Source organism: Pseudomonas sp. P65(2024), from assembly GCF_057480955.1.
Genome location: NZ_JBLIYX010000020.1, coordinates 66,624 through 83,477 on the forward strand (window position 1 = coordinate 66,624; position 16,854 = coordinate 83,477).

General features: G+C 64.2%; 15 protein-coding genes and 1 pseudogene. 9 read left to right on the top strand and 7 right to left on the bottom strand.

The annotated features are described in order from the left end of the window. Positions 1 to 45 precede the first annotated feature (45 nt). The gene (mscL, locus tag AC25MA_RS22475; protein WP_011535791.1) at positions 46 to 459 is read left to right on the top strand and encodes a large-conductance mechanosensitive channel protein MscL; all 414 of its coding nucleotides are present in this window, start codon (positions 46 to 48) and stop codon (positions 457 to 459) included. A gap of 68 nt (positions 460 to 527) precedes the next feature. Here mscL and AC25MA_RS22480 read toward each other — a convergent pair whose 3' ends face one another. Next, positions 528 to 1,304, bottom strand: a complete 777-nt coding sequence (locus AC25MA_RS22480) for a ferredoxin--NADP reductase (protein WP_069017054.1) — start codon at positions 1,302 to 1,304, stop codon at positions 528 to 530. A 215-nt stretch (positions 1,305 to 1,519) separates the two neighbouring features. On the opposite strand from AC25MA_RS22480, the gene AC25MA_RS22485 reads away from it, so the two are divergent. Both AC25MA_RS22485 and AC25MA_RS22490 read left to right on the top strand, forming a co-directional pair. After that, positions 1,520 to 2,224, top strand: coding sequence for an autoinducer binding domain-containing protein (locus AC25MA_RS22485; RefSeq protein ID WP_028691335.1), 705 nt, complete (start codon positions 1,520 to 1,522; stop codon positions 2,222 to 2,224). 98 nt (positions 2,225 to 2,322) lie between these two features. Next, complete coding sequence (locus AC25MA_RS22490) at positions 2,323 to 3,447, top strand: methyltransferase (RefSeq protein WP_069017055.1); 1,125 nt, start codon at positions 2,323 to 2,325, stop codon at positions 3,445 to 3,447. 91 nt (positions 3,448 to 3,538) lie between these two features. Here the strand turns inward: AC25MA_RS22490 and AC25MA_RS22495 are convergent, their stop codons facing one another. Genes AC25MA_RS22495 through AC25MA_RS22505 form a run of 3 tightly spaced genes read right to left on the bottom strand, consistent with a single transcriptional unit; the run spans position 3,539 to position 6,137 of the window. Further along, the gene (locus AC25MA_RS22495) at positions 3,539 to 3,679 is read right to left on the bottom strand and encodes a DUF2474 domain-containing protein (protein ID WP_036986195.1); all 141 of its coding nucleotides are present in this window, start codon (positions 3,677 to 3,679) and stop codon (positions 3,539 to 3,541) included. Between the two features lie 12 nt (positions 3,680 to 3,691). Then, positions 3,692 to 4,699, bottom strand: coding sequence for a cytochrome d ubiquinol oxidase subunit II (gene cydB / locus AC25MA_RS22500; protein WP_028691333.1), 1,008 nt, complete (start codon positions 4,697 to 4,699; stop codon positions 3,692 to 3,694). A 1-nt stretch (position 4,700) separates the two neighbouring features. Beyond that, positions 4,701 to 6,137 (bottom strand): cytochrome ubiquinol oxidase subunit I, encoded by a 1,437-nt coding sequence (locus tag AC25MA_RS22505; protein WP_028691332.1) that lies wholly within the window; start codon positions 6,135 to 6,137, stop codon positions 4,701 to 4,703. 343 nt (positions 6,138 to 6,480) lie between these two features. Here AC25MA_RS22505 and AC25MA_RS22510 point away from each other — a divergent pair, with 343 nt between their 5' ends. From AC25MA_RS22510 to trmA, 3 genes are all read left to right on the top strand, one after another. After that, positions 6,481 to 7,701 carry an MFS transporter gene (locus AC25MA_RS22510; RefSeq protein ID WP_069017056.1) on the top strand — a complete coding sequence of 407 codons (1,221 nt, stop codon included), beginning with the start codon at positions 6,481 to 6,483 and terminating at the stop codon, positions 7,699 to 7,701. 217 nt (positions 7,702 to 7,918) lie between these two features. Next, positions 7,919 to 9,214, top strand: a complete 1,296-nt coding sequence (locus tag AC25MA_RS22515) for an NCS2 family permease (RefSeq protein ID WP_028691330.1) — start codon at positions 7,919 to 7,921, stop codon at positions 9,212 to 9,214. Next, positions 9,211 to 10,296, top strand: a complete 1,086-nt coding sequence (gene trmA, locus AC25MA_RS22520) for a tRNA (uridine(54)-C5)-methyltransferase TrmA (protein ID WP_069017057.1) — start codon at positions 9,211 to 9,213, stop codon at positions 10,294 to 10,296. The genes AC25MA_RS22515 and trmA overlap by 4 nt, the downstream gene beginning before the upstream one ends. A gap of 150 nt (positions 10,297 to 10,446) precedes the next feature. On the opposite strand, the gene pcaG is transcribed toward trmA, so the two are convergent. Beyond that, positions 10,447 to 11,052 carry a protocatechuate 3,4-dioxygenase subunit alpha gene (pcaG, locus tag AC25MA_RS22525; RefSeq protein ID WP_028691328.1) on the bottom strand — a complete coding sequence of 202 codons (606 nt, stop codon included), beginning with the start codon at positions 11,050 to 11,052 and terminating at the stop codon, positions 10,447 to 10,449. Between the two features lie 11 nt (positions 11,053 to 11,063). Continuing rightward, complete coding sequence (pcaH, locus tag AC25MA_RS22530) at positions 11,064 to 11,783, bottom strand: protocatechuate 3,4-dioxygenase subunit beta (RefSeq protein WP_028691327.1); 720 nt, start codon at positions 11,781 to 11,783, stop codon at positions 11,064 to 11,066. Between the two features lie 199 nt (positions 11,784 to 11,982). Here pcaH and ypfJ point away from each other — a divergent pair, with 199 nt between their 5' ends. The 3 genes and pseudogenes from ypfJ (at position 11,983) to AC25MA_RS22545 (ending at position 15,011) form a co-directional block, all read left to right on the top strand. Then, the gene (gene ypfJ, locus AC25MA_RS22535; protein WP_028691326.1) at positions 11,983 to 12,864 is read left to right on the top strand and encodes a KPN_02809 family neutral zinc metallopeptidase; all 882 of its coding nucleotides are present in this window, start codon (positions 11,983 to 11,985) and stop codon (positions 12,862 to 12,864) included. A gap of 362 nt (positions 12,865 to 13,226) precedes the next feature. Next, positions 13,227 to 14,108, top strand: a pseudogene (locus AC25MA_RS22540) (methyl-accepting chemotaxis protein); the annotation flags it as partial. A 198-nt stretch (positions 14,109 to 14,306) separates the two neighbouring features. Then, a complete protein-coding gene (locus AC25MA_RS22545; protein WP_371263159.1) occupies positions 14,307 to 15,011 on the top strand; it encodes a methyl-accepting chemotaxis protein in 705 nt (234 codons plus the stop codon). A 79-nt stretch (positions 15,012 to 15,090) separates the two neighbouring features. On the opposite strand, the gene ggt is transcribed toward AC25MA_RS22545, so the two are convergent. Continuing rightward, entirely contained in the window at positions 15,091 to 16,758 is a 1,668-nt protein-coding gene (ggt, locus tag AC25MA_RS22550) for a gamma-glutamyltransferase (protein WP_062362129.1), read from the bottom strand. Positions 16,759 to 16,854: the final 96 nt, after the last annotated feature.

Here is a 16,854-nt window from a genome sequence, read left to right on the forward strand (position 1 = left end):
GCTTACACTGCGGTTACCTCTCCATTCGTAACAAAGGAATACAGCATGGGCATGCTCAGTGAATTCAAGGCCTTCGCGGTCAAGGGAAATGTCGTCGACATGGCGGTAGGTATCATCATCGGCGCGGCGTTCGGCAAGATCGTCTCTTCCTTTGTCGGCGACGTGATCATGCCCCCCATCGGCCTGCTGATCGGCGGGGTGGACTTCAGCGACCTGGCCATCACGCTCAAGGCCGCCGAAGGCGATGTGCCCGCAGTGGTGCTGGCTTATGGCAAATTCATCCAGACCATTCTCGACTTCATCATCGTCGCCTTCGCCATCTTCATGGGCGTGAAGGTGATCAACCGCCTCAAGCGCGAAGAAGCCGTGGCCCCGACCGCACCGCCGGTGCCAAGCGCCGAGGAAACCCTGCTGACCGAGATTCGCGACCTGCTCAAGGCGCAGAACCGACAGCCCTGAAGCACAAAACGACTGGGGCCGCTTCGCGGCGGCCCCAGTGACGACGATCCTTAAGGCGCCGTTGATCCTTACCAGTAGTTCTCCACCGCCACCTGCCCCGGTCGCTTGCTCAGGCTCAGCTGCAGGTCGCGCGCCTTGAGCACCTTGCGTGTCTCGTCGATCATTTCCGGGTTGCCGCACAGCATGACCCGCGAATGCTCCGGCGACAGCGCCAGCCCCGCCGCCTTTTCCAGCTCACCGTTCTCGATCAGCGTGGTGATCCGCGCATTCAACGCGCCCGGGTGTTGCTCTCGGGTCACCACCGGGATGAACTGCAGCTTGCCCGCAAACTCCGCCAGGTAGTCGCGCTGCTCCAGCGCGGCGATCTCGTCCACATACGCCAGCTCCTTCGCCTCGCGCACCGAGTACACCAGCTTGATGTTGTCGAAGCGCTCCCAGGCCTCGAAGTCCTGCAGGATCGACATGAACGGCGCAATGCCGGTGCCGGTGGCCAGCAACCACAGGTCGCGCCCCCCCACGAAACGGTCGAGGGTCAGGTAGCCGAAGGCCTGACGGTCGATCAGCAAGGTATCGCCTTCACCCAGGCGGCTCAGTTCGCTGGTGAATTCACCGCCCGGCACCACGATGGAGAAGAAGTCGAGGAACTCGTCATGGGGCGCACTGACCATGGAATAGGCACGCCAGGCCACGCTGCCATCGGCCTTGCTCACCCCGAGGCGGGCGAACTGGCCGGCGCGGAAACGGAATCCGGCATCGCGAGTGACACGCAGGGAAAACAGGTTGGGCGTCAGGGGCTGGACGTCGAGCAGAGTCTGGCGGGTGAATTTGTCGGCGCTGGCGGTCATGACGGGCTCCATGGATCAGATGCGCACAGTTTCGCGCAAAGTGCCCCAGATAAACACCGTCGGTTTGTAAGGTATCGCTTATGAGTGATCGCAATCAGCTAAAAAAGCGTAACAGCTATAGCAAAAAAAACCAGCGCAGACTTAGGAGATTTCCTACACTTCGTTCCGTGAAATGCCGATATTGGATCCAGCGCCAAGCGACGGGAGCTTCATCGATGCCACATTGGAAAAGCGAGCAGCTCCAGCAACTGCTGGATGAACAAGAACCGAAGGAGCTGTTCGGTCAAGCGGTGAAACTGGCCCAAGCGCTCAACATGGAGTTCGTTGGTTTGGCACTGCACCTGCATGTGGCAGCCCGTGGCCCACAGGTGATCCTCTACAACAACTATCCCGGTGCCTGGAATGAGCGTTACCAAGCTGAAGACTTAATCAAGATAGACCCAACAGTATCAAAATGCCACCATACAACACTGCCACTGGTCTGGAACGACGATCTCTACTGTGAGGTGCCACAACTGCGCGAAGCCGCCACCGCGCTTGGCATGACCCATGGCTGGAGTCAGTCGGTACATGACCAGCAGCACAACGAGAGTCAGTTGAGTGTCTCCAGGCCCCTGGGGGTAGTCACCCGCGAGGAACTCTTCGCGAAGAGTGCCCAGGTAATGTGGCTGTGCAACACCTTGCACGCCGTGCTCAGCACACATCATCTGCAGAAGTTCAGCCCGGTGCCGCAACTGAGCGAACGCGAACTCGAAGTGCTCAAGTGGTCCGCAGCGGGCAAGACCGCCGCCGACGTGGCGATGATCCTCTCGCTGTCGACCAGTACCGTGAATTTCCATATCCGCAGCGTGATCACCAAGACCAACGCCTCCAACAAGGCCGGCGCCATCGCCATCGCCGCCCTGCGCGGCCTGCTCTGACAGCCCGTCCCCCACCCAGGCGCAAAGCCCTGTAGAATCACCCGCCGCAAGCCCGCCGCGCAGCGCGCCGGGCAGGATTCGCAGCAGAGCCCCACGTCATGCCCCTGTTCAACAGCCCCTTCGCCGACCTCGACCTGATCCGCCAGCCGGCCCAGGCCAATGACCCGCTGCTGGCCTTCGACGCCGCCGACCAGTACCTGCTGGAACACCTGGCCGCCCAAGTGCCACAGGCGAGCTGCAGGGTGCTGGTGCTCAACGACAGCTTCGGCGCCCTTGCCGCGAGCCTCGCGGGGCATGTGCAGGTGACCAGCAGCGGCGACTCGCACCTGGCGCACCTGGCCCTGGAGAAAAATCTGGCGGGTAACGGCAGGCCGTTCGACAGCGTGCCTTTCATCCCCGCCAGCGAGACCTTCCCTGGCCCGTTCGACCGCGTGCTGGTGCGCGTGCCCAAGACCCTGGCACTGCTCGAGGAACAGCTGATCCGCCTGCAGGGCCAACTGGCGCCCGGCGCCCAGGTGATCGCCGGGGCCATGATCAAGCACCTGCCCCGCGCCGCCGGCGACCTGATGGAAAAGTACATCGGCCCGGTCCAGGCCTCGCTAGCGCAGAAGAAGGCGCGTCTGCTGATTGCCAGCGTCGGCGAACGTCCGACCGCACGCTCGCCCTACCCCAGCCGCTACCGCCTGGACAGCCCGGCCCTTGAGTTGGTCAACCACGCCAATGTGTTCTGCCGCGAAGGCCTGGACATCGGCACCCGCGCCTTCCTGCCGCACCTGCCACGCGACCTGGGCCGTGCCCGGATCGCCGACCTGGGCTGCGGCAATGGCGTGCTGGCGATCGCCTGCGCCCTGGCCAACCCGGATGCGCAATTCACCCTGGTCGACGAGTCGTTCATGGCGGTGCAGTCGGCGCGGGAGAACTGGCAGGCGGCGCTGGGCGAGCGCGAGGTCACGATCAGGGCCGCGGATGGCCTGGCCGGCCAGGAGAAACAATCGCTGGACGTGGTGCTGTGCAACCCGCCGTTCCACCAGCAGCAGGTGGTGGGCGACTTTCTTGCCTGGCGCATGTTCCAGCAGGCCCGGGAGGCGCTGGAAGTCGGTGGGGCGCTGTACATCGTCGGCAACCGCCACCTGGGCTATCACAGCAAGCTGGCGCGGTTGTTCCGAGGGGTCGAGCAGGTGGCGGCGACACCGAAGTTCGTGGTGCTCAAGGCCCGGAAATAAACATCCAGTAGAAAACGAGAAAAGCCCGCTCCTACTGGTCCTGTAGGAGCGGGCTTGCCCCGCGACCGGGCTGCAACGCAGCCCTCGCAACCTAGTGGGTACTAAGGCCGGCAGCACTCATGAACATGCGCATGCCATAAGCCACCACCCCAAGCGCCGCCACGCTCAGCCCCCAGATCAGCACCAGCCAACCCAGGCGTTGCCAGAGCGGCTTTTTTTCTTCGACGTTCATCACGATGCGCTCCTAGTGATAGCCATCTTCATGGGTCACCTTGCCGCGGAACACGTAGTAGCTCCAGTAGGTGTAACCAAGAATGAACGGCAGGATGAACAGCGTGCCCACCAGCATGAAGCCCTGGCTCTGCGGTGGCGCCGCAGCGTCCCAAATGCTGATGGACGGCGGGATGATGTTCGGCCACAGGCTGATGCCCAGTCCGCTGTAGCCCAGGAAGATCAGCACCAGGGTCAACAGGAACGGCGTGTAGTGGGCATCGCGTGCCACCGCCCGCAGCAGGCCGTAGAACGTCACCAGCACCAGGATCGGCACGGGCATGAACCAGACCAGGTTGGGCATGCTGAACCAGCGCTCGGCGATCTGCGGGTAAGCGATCGGCGTCCACAGGCTGACCACACCGATGACCGCCAGCAGCACCAGCGCCAGTGGCCGAGCGATGTCATGCATCTGCTTCTGCAATGGCCCTTCGGTCTTCATGATCAGCCAGGTGCAGCCCAGCAGAGAGTAGGCGACGATCAGGCCCAGTCCACTGAACAGCGTGAACGGCGTCAGCCAGTCCAGGGTGCCGCCGACGAACTTGCGGTCGACCACCTTGAAGCCCTCGATGAACGCGCCCAGGGCCACGCCCTGGAAGAAGGTCGCCACCAGCGAACCCCAGATGAACGCCTTGTCCCAGATGTGGCGTTTGTTGGCCCGGGCCTTGAAGCGGAACTCAAAGGCCACGCCCCGGAAGATCAGCCCCACCAGCATCAGGATCAACGGCAGGTACAGTGCTTCGAGCACTACTGAGTAGGCCAGCGGGAAAGCGCCGAACAGTGCCGCGCCGCCCAGCACCAGCCAAGTCTCGTTGCCGTCCCATACCGGGGCGACGGTGTTCATCATCACATCGCGGTCATGCTCGTCCTTGACGAAGGGGAAGAGCATGCCGATGCCCAGGTCGAAACCATCCATCACCACGTACATCATGACGCCGAAGATGATGATCACGGCCCAGATCAGCGGAAGATCGATACCCATCTCAGTTCCCCTTGCTCAGGCTGGCGGAGTCGGCCTCATGGCCGTCATCGGCGGCGGACAGCGGCCGCGCTGGCGTGCGTTTCTGGCCAGGGCCTCCGGGGGGCTGCGTGTCGCCCTCGCCTGTGTGCGGACCTTTGCGCACCAGACGCATCATGTAGCCGAGCCCGGTGCCGAACAGGGCGAAATAGACCACAACGAACATCACCAGGGTGAAGCCGAGTTGCGCATAACTGTGGTTGGACACGCCGTCGGCGGTACGCATCAGGCCGTAGACAACCCAGGGCTGACGACCGACCTCGGTGGTGAACCAGCCGGCGAGGATGGCGATCAAGCCAGACGGGCCCATCCACAAGGTCAGGTAGAGGAACGGACGCGAGCTGTACAGCGTGCCGCGCTTGCGCAGCCAGAGGCTCCACAGGCCAACGAAGATCATCAGCATGCCCAGACCGACCATGACCCGGAACGACCAGAACACGATGGTCGAGTTGGGCCGGTCCTCGGGCGGGAAATCCTTCATCGCCGGGACCTGCTTGTCCAGGCTGTGGGTGAGGATCAAGCTGCCAAGCGCCGGGATCTCGATCTTGAAGCGGGTGGTCTCGGCCTGCATGTCGGGAATGCCGAACAGGATCAGCGGGGTCGGCTCGCCGGGCTTGTTCTCCCAGTGGCCTTCGATGGCGGCGATCTTCACCGGCTGGTGCTTGAGGGTGTTCAAGCCATGGAAGTCACCGATCACCGCCTGCACCGGCGCGACGATCAGCGCCATCCACATGGCCATCGACAGCATCTTGCGCACCGCCGGGTTGTCGCGCCCGCGCAGCAGGTGCCAGGCCGCCGAGGCGCCGACGAAGAACGCGGTGGCGACGAAGGCCGCGGTGGCCATGTGCATCAGCCGGTAGGGGAACGACGGATTGAAGATCACCGCGAACCAGTCCACCGGGATCACCTGGCCGTTGACGATCTCGTAGCCCTGGGGCGTCTGCATCCAGCTGTTGGAAGCGAGGATCCAGAACGTCGACACCAGCGTGCCGAGCGCCACCATGCACGTGGCGAAGAAGTGCAGGCCACGCCCGACACGGTTCCAGCCGAACAGCATGACGCCCAGGAAACCGGCCTCGAGGAAGAAGGCGGTCAAGACCTCGTAGGTGAGCAAGGGACCGGTGATGGAGCCGGCAAAGTCGGAGAACTGGCTCCAGTTGGTGCCGAACTGATAGGCCATGACCAATCCCGAGACCACGCCCATGCCGAAGTTGACGGCGAAGATCTTCGACCAGAAGTGGTAGAGGTCACGGTAGGTGTTGTCGCCGGTCTTAAGCCAAAGGCCTTCGAGGACCGCCAGGTAGCTCGCCAGGCCAATGGTGATGGCCGGGAACAGGATGTGAAAGGACACGGTAAAGGCAAACTGGATTCGGGCGAGCTCTAAGGCTTCCAATCCGAACATGGTGCTTCCTCTTCAGGTAATCCGGCGACCGGGCTCATGGCCTGTCGCCCACTGCCCCCACGGGTATCGAGTGCGGCGCGTTGGAATTGTTCTGTTCGATCGCGGGGATTCCGGCCCAAGGGCCAAGATCGTTGCATCTGGAACGATTGATCCAGATCAACGACTGAATGGAAGCATAGTCCCGAATGACCCATCCGGATGTGTGGTTGATTGCCGCGTGACCGGTTGCCTCACCCTCTTTCTTCGTAGGTGAAACGTTGATCCACGCCGCTTTCAGCAACCATTTGTTACAAACAGATGTTACGCTGCAGCCCCCTCTATTTCCGAGGTCGCAGGCCTAGCGATGTCCGATTCCGCCCCGCAACTGCTGCGCCATCACCGCCCCTTCCTCGCCTTCTGGCTGGCCCGCGTATTCACCGCCAGCGGCTTCCAGATGCTCACCGTGGCCATCGGCTGGCACCTCTACCAGCTCACCGGCAATGTGCTCGACCTGGGCCTGGTCGGGCTGGTCGAGTTCGCCCCGCGGGTACTGTTCATGCTGCACACCGGGCATGTCGCCGATCGCTATGACCGACGCAAGGTCGCCGCCCTGTGCCAGACCCTGCAGGCGCTGATCGCCCTGGCGCTGGCCGTGGGCAGCTTTACCGACAACGTCAGCCGTGAACTGATCTTCGTCCTGGCCTTCCTGCTGGGTGCCGCCCGCTCGTTCGAGATGCCGGCGACCCAGGCGCTATTGCCCAACGTGGTGCCGCCCGGACTGTTCCCCCGCGCGGTGGCGGCCTCGGCCTCGGCGACCCAGGCGGCGACCATCGTCGCCCCGGCGGTGGGCGGCCTGCTCTACGCCCTCGGCAGTACCTGGGTGTACGGTCCGACCGTAGCCCTCTATCTCATTGCCTGCCTTTTGACGCTGAGCCTCGATGCCCGTCGGCAGCAGCCGCAGCCAGGCAGGGCCAACCTCGACTCGCTGCTGGCCGGGATCCGCTTCATCCGCAGTCGTCCGGATATCCTCGGCGCGATCTCGCTGGACCTGTTCGCCGTTCTGCTCGGCGGCGCCACCGCGCTGCTGCCGGTGTTCGCCAAGGACATCCTGCTCACCGGCGCCTGGGGCCTGGGCCTGTTGCGCTCAGCGCCCGCCGTCGGGGCATTGCTGATGTCGCTGTGGCTGGCGCGCTTCCCGGTGGAACGCAAGGTGGGTCTGACCATGTTCACCGCAGTGGGCATATTTGGCGTGGCGACCATCGCCTTCGGCCTCTCGACCTCGTTCTGGTTATCATTGGCGGTGCTAGTGGTGCTGGGCGCGGCAGACATGATCAGCATGGTCATCCGCAGCGCATTCGTGCAGTTGGAGACGCCGGACGAGATGCGTGGCCGGGTGAGCGCGGTGAACGGATTGTTCATCGGTGCCTCGAACCAGCTCGGCGAGTTCGAGTCGGGCGTTACCGCGCACTGGTTCGGCACAGTGCCGGCGGTGGTGCTCGGTGGCGTGGGCACGCTGGTGGTGACCGGGGTGTGGATGAAGCTGTTCCCGACGTTGACTCACCGCGACCGGATGCATAACGGCTGATCGGTTGCCTGTGCCGGTCTATTCGCGGGCTTGCCCGCGAAAGGGCCGACACAAGCTACAGAAAGCCCTCTCCCCAATGGCCATAGGCCCCCGCCATCCTTGCTGGTATGATGCGCGGCTTTTTTCCGCCCCACACAAAACCACGGTATCCGGTACGGTCTGTGCTTTGCTGTTGGGGTCGATACATTCACGGCGCGAGGGCGCCCGGGGAGCAGGCATGCTGGAAAGGCTGTTTCAACTAAAAGCACACGACACCAATGTGCGCACCGAGATTCTCGCGGGCGTCACCACCTTCCTGGCCATGGCCTACATCCTGTTCGTCAACCCGAGCATCCTCGGCGAGACCGGCATGGACAAGGGCGCGGTGTTCGTCGCCACGTGCCTTGCCGCGGCCATCGGCTCGGTGACCATGGGCATCATCGCCAACTACCCGATCGCCCTGGCGCCGGGCATGGGCCTGAACGCTTTCTTCACCTACACCGTGGTCCTGCACATGGGCCACACCTGGCAGGTGGCGTTGGGGGCTGTATTCCTCTCGGCAGTGCTGTTCTTCCTGCTGTCGATCTTCCGCATCCGCGAGTGGATCGTGAACAGCATCCCGCTGCCGCTGCGCTCGGCCATCGCCGCAGGCATCGGCCTGTTCCTGGCGCTGATCGCCCTGCATAACGCAGGTATCGTCGTCGATAACCCAGCAACCCTGGTGGGCCTGGGCGATCTCAGCAAACCGGCGCCGATCCTCGCCACCCTGGGCTTCTTCCTGATTGTCGCCCTCGAGTCGCTGAAGGTACGCGGCGCGGTGCTGATCGGCATCCTGGCCGTGACCGTGGCCTCGATCGTGATGGGGGTCACCCCGTTCGGCGGCGTGGTCTCGATGCCGCCGTCGCTGGCCCCGACCTTCCTGCAGCTGGACATCGCCGGCGCCCTCGACGTTGGCCTGATCAGCGTGATCTTCGCCTTCCTGTTCGTCGACCTGTTCGACAACTCCGGCACCCTGATCGGTGTGGCCAAGCGCGCCGGCCTGATGGGCAAGGACGGCCACATGCCGAAGATGGGCCGCGCCCTGATCGCCGACAGTACCGCCGCCATGGCCGGGTCCCTGCTGGGTACCTCGACCACCACCAGCTACATCGAGTCGGCGGCGGGCGTGAGCGCGGGCGGGCGCACCGGCCTGACCGCCATCGTGGTCGCCGTGCTGTTCCTGCTGGCGCTGTTCTTCGCCCCGCTGGCCGGCAGCGTGCCGGCCTTCGCCACCGCGCCGGCCCTGCTGTTCGTCGCCGTACTGATGGCCTCGGGCCTGGCCGAGATCAACTGGGACGACGTCACCGAAGCCGCGCCGGTGGTGGTGACCGCCCTGGCCATGCCACTGACCTACTCGATCGCCAACGGCATCGCCTTCGGCTTCATCGCCTGGACCGCCATCAAGCTGATCTCCGGCCGTCACCGCGACCTGAACCCGGCGTTGGTAATCCTGTCGATCCTGTTCGTCATCAAGCTGGGCTGGTTCCCCGCATGAGTGCTGTCCTGGATCCTTCACAATACGACGCGCAACTGGCGGCCAAGGCCGCCCGCCTGCGCGAGCTGCTGGCCCCGTTCGGCGCGCCGGAGCCGGCGCTGTTCGACTCACCGCGCGAGCACTATCGCCTGCGCGCCGAATTCCGCCTGTGGCGCGAGGGCGGTCAACGTCACTACGCGATGTTCGCCCCGGGCGAGAAGCACAAGGCAATCCTGATCAACGATTTTCCCATCGCCAGCGAGCGCATCAATGAACTGATGCCACGTCTGAAGGCCGCCTGGCAGGGCAACGAGGCACTCGACAATCGCCTGTTCCAGGTCGAGTTCCTCACCACCCTGGCCGGTGACGCGATGGTCACCCTGTGCTATCACCGCCCTCTGGACGAAGCCTGGGAGGCTGCCGCGCAGCAACTGGCCAGTGACCTGAACGTCAGCGTGATCGGCCGCTCCAAGGGCAAGCGCGTGGTGATCGGCCGCGACTACGCCGTGGAAAAACTCGACATCGCCGGACGCACCTTCAGTTATCGTCAGCCCGAAGGCGCCTTCACCCAGCCCAACGGCGCGGTGAACCAAAAGATGCTCGTCTGGGCCTTCGAGGCCATGGGCGAGCGCCAGGACGACCTGCTGGAGCTGTACTGCGGCAACGGCAACTTCACCCTGCCGCTGGCGACCCGCGCGCGCCAGGTACTGGCCACCGAGATCAGCAAGACCTCGGTCAACGCCGCCCTGCATAACCTCGACGAGAACGGCGTGGATAACGTGCGCCTGGTGCGCCTGTCGGCCGAGGAGCTGACCCAGGCGCTGAACGAGGTCCGCCCGTTCCGCCGCCTGGAAGGCATCGACCTGAAAAGCTACGACTTCGGCACCGTGTTCGTCGACCCGCCGCGCGCCGGCATGGACCCGGACACCTGCGAGCTGACCCGTCGCTTCGAGCGCATCCTGTACATCTCGTGCAACCCGGAAACCCTGGCGCAGAACATCGCCCAGCTGCACGATACCCACCGTATCGAGCGCTGCGCGCTGTTCGACCAGTTCCCGTATACCCATCACATGGAAAGCGGCGTCCTGCTGGTTAGGCGCTGACCTTCAGATCGCCGGGGCTGGTTTGCAGCCCATCCGACCGGTCCGACGCCTCGGCAAGGCCGCTCCTACAGGGAATCGCGTACTCCTGAGCGGCCTTGCCGAGGCGTCGGACCGGTCGGATGGGCCGCAAAGCGGCCCCTGAAGCTTCAGTCAGAAATCGAAGAACACCGTCTCCCCTTCCCCCTGGATACGGATATCGAAACGATACGCCGTCTTCCCCTCTACCTCGCAACGCCTGGCGATCAGCGTCTCGCGCCGCTGCGGCTGCTCGATCAGGTTGAGCACCGGGCACCGGGCGTTCGCCTCACCCTCGTCATCGAAGTACAACCGTGTATGCAGGTGGATGTTGATCCCCCGGGCAAACAGGCTGATGTTGATGTGCGGCGCCATCGGCACGCCCGCGGCATTGTTCACCACACCCGGCTTGACCGTATGCAGGGTCCATTCGCCGGCATCGAAGGTGGTCGCGGTGCGGCCGAAGCTGTTGAAGGCGTTCTCGTGGTTGAACTCATCCTGGTAGCGGCCATCGGCATCAGCCTGCCAGACCTCCAGGAAAGAGTCGCGCACCAGGTGGCCGTTGCCGTCGTATACCTGGCCGAGCAACAAGATTTGTTCGCCCGGCGCCTCGGGGGTGGCCAGGCGGTTCCAGATTTCCTGGTCGCGGGTCGGGTTGCCTGCGGCTTCCAGGGCCAGGCCGATGTGCACATAGGGGCCGGCGGTCTGCGAAGGGGTTTCCGGCAGCAGTTCGATAGGCATCACGGGCCTCCTCAGCGGTTTTCGAAGTGGGTCTGGCGCTGGCCGCGCAGGACAATGTCGAAGCGGTAGGCCAGGCAATCCATGGGGTTGGCGTGGCTCATGTCGAGCCTGGCGATCAGCCGCTGGACCGCGTCGGGGTTGGCGATCGACTTGACGATCGGGCACAGCGGAATCAGCGGATCGCCCTCGAAGTACAACTGGGTGATCAGCTTGGTGGCGATCGACGGTCCGCTGATGGAGAAGTGGATATGTGCCGGGCGCCAGTCGTTGGGGCCGTTGCGCCATGGGTATGGACCGGGCTTGATGGTACGAAAGCTGTAGTAGCCGTCGCGGTCGGTCAGGCAACGGCCGACACCGCCGAAGTTCGGGTCCAGCGGCGCCAGGTAGCGGTCGTTCTTGTGCCGGTAGCGACCGCCGGCGTTGGCCTGCCACATCTCCACCAAGGTGTTGGCCACCGGCTTGCCGTACTGGTCGACAACGCGGCCGGCGACGATGATGCGCTCGCCGATCGGCAAGCCGCCGTGGTTGAAGTTGAGCAGCAAGTCATGGTCGTGTTCGCCGAAACGCAGATGGGAAAAGTCCGGGCCGGTACTTTCGCTGATCGACTGTGGGATGCTGACCAGCGCCTGGCGCGGCGAGCGCGCCACCGAGGTCTTGTAGTCGGGGGTGAAGGCCTTGGGGTGCCAGTTGCGATCACGGATCACGAAGCGGCTGGTGTCCTGGGCGGGCATGCCGGTTTCCTCTCTTGGAATTGTCGAACGCCTGGGCGTGGCAGGCGGAGTTGCAGTTTCCAGCAGGCCAATCGGGATGAATATTGAATTCAGCAGTCTTAGCCATAACCATTTGGTTATGTACAAGCGACCAAGGCGACGCCGAGGGCAGCGCTGGACTAATCTTTGACTTCTTGTTTCACGAACCGGAGAGCTCTACATGGAATGGCGAAAAGGCCGACGCAGCGACAACGTGGTCGATGCCCGCGGCGAAGGGGGCGGCGGCATGCGCTTCGGCGGCGGCAAGGGCCTGGGGCTCGGCGCCATCCTGTTGATCGTCGGCATCGGCTGGCTCACCGGGCAGGACCCGTTGCAGATCCTCGGCCAGCTGGCCGGACAGATGGAGCAGCAGCAGACCGCCCCGGCCAACGTTGGCAGCAAGGCGCCGCCGGCCAACGACGAGCAGGCCGAGTTCGTCGCCTCGATCCTCGGCGACACCGAGGACACCTGGAAGGCGCTGTTCGCCCAGGCCGGCAAGCAGTACCGCGATCCCAAGCTGGTGCTGTTCAGTGGCCAGGTCAATTCCGCCTGCGGTTTCGCCTCATCGGCGGTCGGACCGTTCTACTGCCCGGCCGACCAGCGCGTGTACCTGGACATGACCTTCTTCCGCGAAATGGAAACCCGCTTCAAGGCAGCCGGGGATTTCGCCCAGGCCTACGTGATCGCCCACGAAATCGGCCATCACGTGCAGACCCTGCTCGGGGTCTCGGCCAAGGTCGACGCCGCACGCCGCAACGGCCAGCGCATGGAAGGCGACAACGGCCTGCTGGTGCGCCAGGAACTGCAAGCCGACTGCCTGGCCGGGGTCTGGGCCTACCAGGCACAGAAACGCCTGAACTGGCTGGAGCCGGGGGATGTGGAAGAGGCACTGAACGCCGCCAATGCCATCGGTGACGATCGCCTGCAGCAGCAGGGGCAAGGACGGGTGGTGCCCGACTCCTTCACCCATGGCACCTCGCAACAGCGCGTGCGCTGGTTCAAGGCCGGTTTTTCCAGTGGCGACGTAAATCAGTGCGATACCTTCAGCGCGCGTAGCCTTTGATAGCCCCATCAGAACAGTGCACGCCCGTCGGTGTGCACTGGGTCTGCACCCGCAATTGACCACATCAAAAAACAAACGTATTCAACAAGTTATAAATTTGCTGAAAAAGCGTTTCAGCTTCTCGCCGCTTTGCCGATAAGTCCTACACAAATCTGCGGGCTAACTGACAACAACAACGCCCAGCTTTTGAGATCAAGTGAGCGAAATCATTTTCTGGGAGAGCGTGCATGAACAGTTGGTTCGCTAATATCAGCGTCAACCTCAAACTCGGCCTGGGCTTCGGCCTGGTCCTGGTCCTGACCGGCCTGCTGGCCCTGACCGGCTGGAACAGCCTGGGCAGCCTTATCGACCGCAGCAACTGGATGAGCGACATCACCCAGCTCAACAGTGACCTGACCAACCTGCGCGTGGCCCGCCTGCAGTGGATGCTGACCAACGGCGACGATGCCTCGGCGGCCAACGTCCAAGCCAAGCTCGATGCCTTCGGCAGCCAGCAGCAGCACCTGGTCAACACCTTCAAGAGCCCCGAGAACCTCAAACTGCTGCGCGAGCAGGGCCAGAGCATCAGCGAGTACCGGGTCTCGCTGGAGAAGATGCGCCAGGGCTACAAGACCACCCTCGCCGCCCGCGAATCGATGAACCAGACCGCGTCCCGCGCCAATGACGCCATCGAGGCGATCAGCGCCGCCGTGCTGTCCAGCGCCGAGAGCGATGCCAGCCGCCTGGCCCAATACCTGCTGATCAGCAAGGCCAAGCAACAGCTGGTGCAGGTGCGCCTTGACGTACGCAGCTACATCGCCGACCTGACCAGCGAAGCCGAGCAGGCCGCCCTGCGCCAGCTGGAAAACGCGCTGAATGAAATCGACAGCCTCAAGCGCCAGCTGCCGGGCGAAGCCTCACGCATCCAGCAATTCGAAAACGCCGTGCTGGCCTACCGCGACGCCGTGCGCCAGTTCCGCGACGCTACCGCAGCCATCGGTGTGGCCCGTGCCGAAATGACCGTGCAGGGCGCCGACATCGTCAAACGCAGCGACGAACTGTACAAGATCCAGATCGAGCGCCGTGACGCCGAAAGCGTCCAGGCCCGCACCCTGCAGACTACTGCCACCCTCCTGGCGCTGCTGGTCGGCGTACTCGCCGCATTCCTCATCACCCGTCAGATCACCCGCCCGCTGCGCGAGACCATGGACGTGGTCAACCGCATCGCCAGCGGCGACCTCACCCAGGAACTGCGTGTCACCCGTCGTGACGAGCTGGGCGCCCTGCAGCAGGGCATCGCTCGCATGGGCACCACCCTGCGCGACCTGATCACCGGCATCCGCGACGGCGTTACCCAGATCGCCAGCGCCGCCGAGGAACTGTCGGCGGTGACCGAGCAGACCAGCGCCGGCGCCAACAGCCAGAAGGTCGAGACCGACCAGGTGGCCACCGCCATGCACGAGATGGCCGCCACCGTCCAGGAAGTCGCGCGCAACGCCGAGCAGGCCTCGCACGCGGCGACCAACGCCGATGACGAAGCCCGGGTCGGCGACAAGGTGGTCGGTGAGGCCATCAGCCAGATCGAACGCCTGGCCCACGAAGTGCACCGCTCCACCGAGGCGATGACCCTTTTGCAGCAGGAAAGCCAGAAGATTGGCAGCGTCATGGACGTGATCAAGTCGGTGGCCGAGCAGACCAACCTGCTGGCGCTCAACGCCGCCATCGAGGCGGCCCGTGCCGGCGAGGCCGGTCGTGGCTTCGCCGTGGTGGCCGACGAGGTCCGTGGCCTGGCCCAGCGCACCCAGCAGTCCACCGAAGAGATCGAAGGCCTGATCGCCAGCCTGCAGCACGGCACCCAACAGGTCGCCGAAGTGATGAACGGCAGCCGCAGCCTGACCGACAGCAGCGTCGAGCTGGCGCGCAAGGCCGGTGGTTCGCTGGAGAGCATCACCCGCACGGTGTCGAACATCCAGTCGATGAACCAGCAGATCGCCGCCGCCGCCGAGCAGCAAAGCGCCGTGGCCGAAGAGATCAGCCGCAGCATCCTCAACGTGCGCGACGTGTCGGAGCAGACCGCCGCGGCCAGCGACGAGACCGCCGCCTCCAGCGTCGAGCTGGCGCGCCTGGGTGGTCACCTGCAGACACTGGTCAGCCAGTTCCGCGTCTGACCCTGTAACGCATCGCGGGGCAAGCCCGCTCCCACCGGTCGTGGGAGCGGGCTTGCCCCGCGATCATTTCACCCCAGCCTTATTTGACGATCATCCCCACCCCACGCCCACGCGGATCGGAAGCGGTCTCCAGCTTCTCCCCGGTGACCCGGATCGCCTGGATATCGCCCATCTCCCAGCCCTGGTCCTCCAGCACGTAGCCCATCTTCTTCAGGTCGTCGGCCACTGCCCCCTTGAGCGGCGCGTAGCTGTCGAAGTAGATCGTATCCTTGGGCAGCAACTGGTGATGCACGCGCTGCGCCGCCACCGCCTTCTCCAGCGGCATGCCGTAGTCATACAGGTTGTTCATCACCTGGAAGATCGAGGTGAAGATCCGCGAACCGCCCGGCGTGCCCAGTACCAGGGCCACCTTGCCATCGCGGGTCACCAGGCTAGGACTCATCGACGAGAGCATGCGCTTGCCCGGCGCGATGGCGTTGGCGTCGCCGCCGACCACGCCAAAGGCATTGGCCGCCCCCGGCTTGGCGCTGAAATCGTCCATCTCGTCGTTGAGCAGGAAGCCCGCGCCCTTGACCACCACGCCACTGCCATAGTCGAGGTTGAGGGTGTAGGTGTTGCTCACCGCGTTGCCCTGCTTGTCGACGATGGAGAAGTGCGTGGTCTGGTGCGGTTCCAGCCCCGGCTTGACCTTGTCGGTCTCGGAGATCGCGTTCGGGTTGACCTGGGCGGCGCGCTTGGCCAGGTAGTCCTTGGCCACCAGCTGGTCGACCGGGACCTTGGTGAAGGCCGGATCACCGAGATAGTCGGCGCGGTCGGCGAACACGCGTTTCTCGATCTCGGCCAGCAGGTGGATGTACTTGGCCGAGTTGTGCTCGACGCCCTTGAAGTCGGCCGCGCGGTCTTCCTTGATGCCCAGCAGCTGGGCCAGGGCGACACCACCGGAGCTTGGCGGCGGCGCGGTGTAGACCACATTGCCGCGCCAGTTGATGGCGATCGGGTCACGCCACACGGCCTTGTAGTCCTTGAGGTCGTCCTTGGTGATCAGGCCCTTGTCGGCCTGCATCTGCGCCACCAGCAGGTCGGCGGTCTTGCCCTGGTAGAACTCGCTCACGCCCTGGTCGGCGATGCGCTCCAGGGTCTGCGCCAGCTCCGGCTGCTTGAACAGCTCGCCGACCTTCATGTGGCCGAAGTAGTCGTTGAAGTTGGTGGCGGTCTTGAACAGGCCCTGGGCGTCGTCGCGGTACTGGTACTGCTTCTGGGCGATCTTGAAGCCGTTCTGCGCGTAGCCGATGGCCGGCGTCAGCAGCTCGCTCCACTTGAGCTTGCCGAACTTCTGGTGCGCCTCCCACAGCCCCATCACCGTGCCCGGCACACCGGCGGCGCGTACGCCGACCAGGCTGAGGTTCTCGATCACCTCGCCCTTGTCGTCCAGGTACATGGTCTTGGTCGCGGCCTTGGGCGCCACCTCGCGGTAGTCGAGGAAGTAGGGCTTGCCGTCGACGAACAAGGTCATGAAACCACCGCCGCCGATATTACCGGCCTCGGGGTAGGTCACGGCCAGGGTGAAGGCGGTGGCGACGGCAGCATCCACCGCGTTGCCGCCTTTCTTGAGGATATCGGCGGCCACCTGTGCGCCATATTGATCAGGGGCGGCCACCGCGCCGCCTTCCAGCGTCACGGCAAAGGCGGAGGAGCAGCTCAGGATCGCGGCCCCGAGGGCCAGTGGCTGGAACATGACGATACGCATGCGCACTTCCTTGGTGTTGTTTTTGTTGATCAGTCATTAAGGCCGAAGCCACCCGACTAAGCAAACACCATGGCAGGATTGCGCCGCCAATGGGCA